2 protein-coding genes are annotated in these 1,112 nt (G+C 70.8%); both read right to left on the bottom strand.

All coding sequences use genetic code 11. The annotated features are described in order from the left end of the window. Positions 1-636, bottom strand: a 636-nt coding sequence (locus tag L0977_RS25320) for an ABC transporter ATP-binding protein (RefSeq protein ID WP_234267692.1), incomplete at its 3' end; no start/stop codon positions are given. Continuing rightward, positions 633-1,112, bottom strand: a 480-nt coding sequence (locus L0977_RS25315; RefSeq protein WP_234267691.1) for an ATP-binding cassette domain-containing protein, incomplete at its 5' end; no start/stop codon positions are given. The genes L0977_RS25315 and L0977_RS25320, both read right to left, overlap by 4 nt.

Below are 1,112 nucleotides of genomic sequence, written 5' to 3'. Positions count from 1 at the left end.
CACCGAGCCCTTGGCCATGGCCAGGTAGCGCTGCGCCACCCGCACCACCAAAGACATGTTCTGCTCGATCAGCAGCAGCGCCGTGCCCTGCCCGGCCACCCGGTTGAATATCTCGGCCAACAAGTCCACGATCACCGGCGCCAGCCCCTCCGTGGGCTCGTCCAGCAGGATCAGCCCCGGGTTGGCCATCAGCGCCCGACCCACCGCCAGCATCTGCTGCTGCCCGCCCGAGAGCGCCGTGCCCGGCGTGTGCGCCCGCTCCTGCAGGATCGGGAACAGCTTGTAGATCTCGGGCACGCTCCAGGGCCCCTTGCGCCCCGTAGCCGCCCCCAGCAGCAGGTTCTCCTCGACCGTCAGGTTGGCCACGATGCGCCGCCCCTGGGGCACCACCACGATGCCGTGCTGCGCGGCCAGGTAGGTGCGCGGGTGCGCGATCGCCCGCTGCCCAAAGCGCACCTGCCCGCCCTTCATCTGCGCCAGCCCCAGGATGGTGTTGACCACCGTGGTCTTGCCCACGCCGTTGCGCCCGACCAGCGCCACGCGCTCGCCCGGGTTCACCTGCAGGCTCAGCCCGTGCAGGATGTGCGCCGAGCCGTAGAAGGCATCGACGTTGTTCAGCTCCAGCAAGGGGTTCATGCGGCACTCCCGAGGTAGGCTTCGCGCACGCGCGGGTTGGCACGCACTTGGGCCGGTGCGCCGCTGGCGATGACGCGGCCGAGTTCGAAGACGGTGACGGCGTCCGAGATGCCGAAGACCACGTCCATGTCGTGCTCGACGAGCAGCACCGAGACGTCCCAGCGCGAGGTCAGCGCCTTCAGGTGCTGGGCCAGGTCCAGCGACTCCTTGACCGACAGGCCCGCCATGGGCTCGTCGAGCATGAGCACCTTGGGCCGCCCCACCAGGGCCAGCGCCAGGTCCAGGCGGCGCTGTTCGCCGTAGCCCAGGTCTTCGGCCACGGCCTCGCCCAGGCGCTCCAGGTCCAGCTCGCGCAGCACGGCGCGGGCGTCGGCCTCGCAGTCGCTGGCGCCGCTTTTGTGCGAGGCCAGCTCGACCTGGCGGCGCACGCGCATGCCCCCGAAGATGCTGGTGCGCTGGAAGCTGCGCGAGAGGCC

Source organism: Hydrogenophaga sp. NFH-34, assembly GCF_021401345.1.
Lineage (GTDB): Bacteria > Pseudomonadota > Gammaproteobacteria > Burkholderiales > Burkholderiaceae_C > Hydrogenophaga > Hydrogenophaga electricum.
Note: the sequence above shows the minus strand (reverse complement) of the source record. Positions and strands in the feature narration are given on the sequence as shown.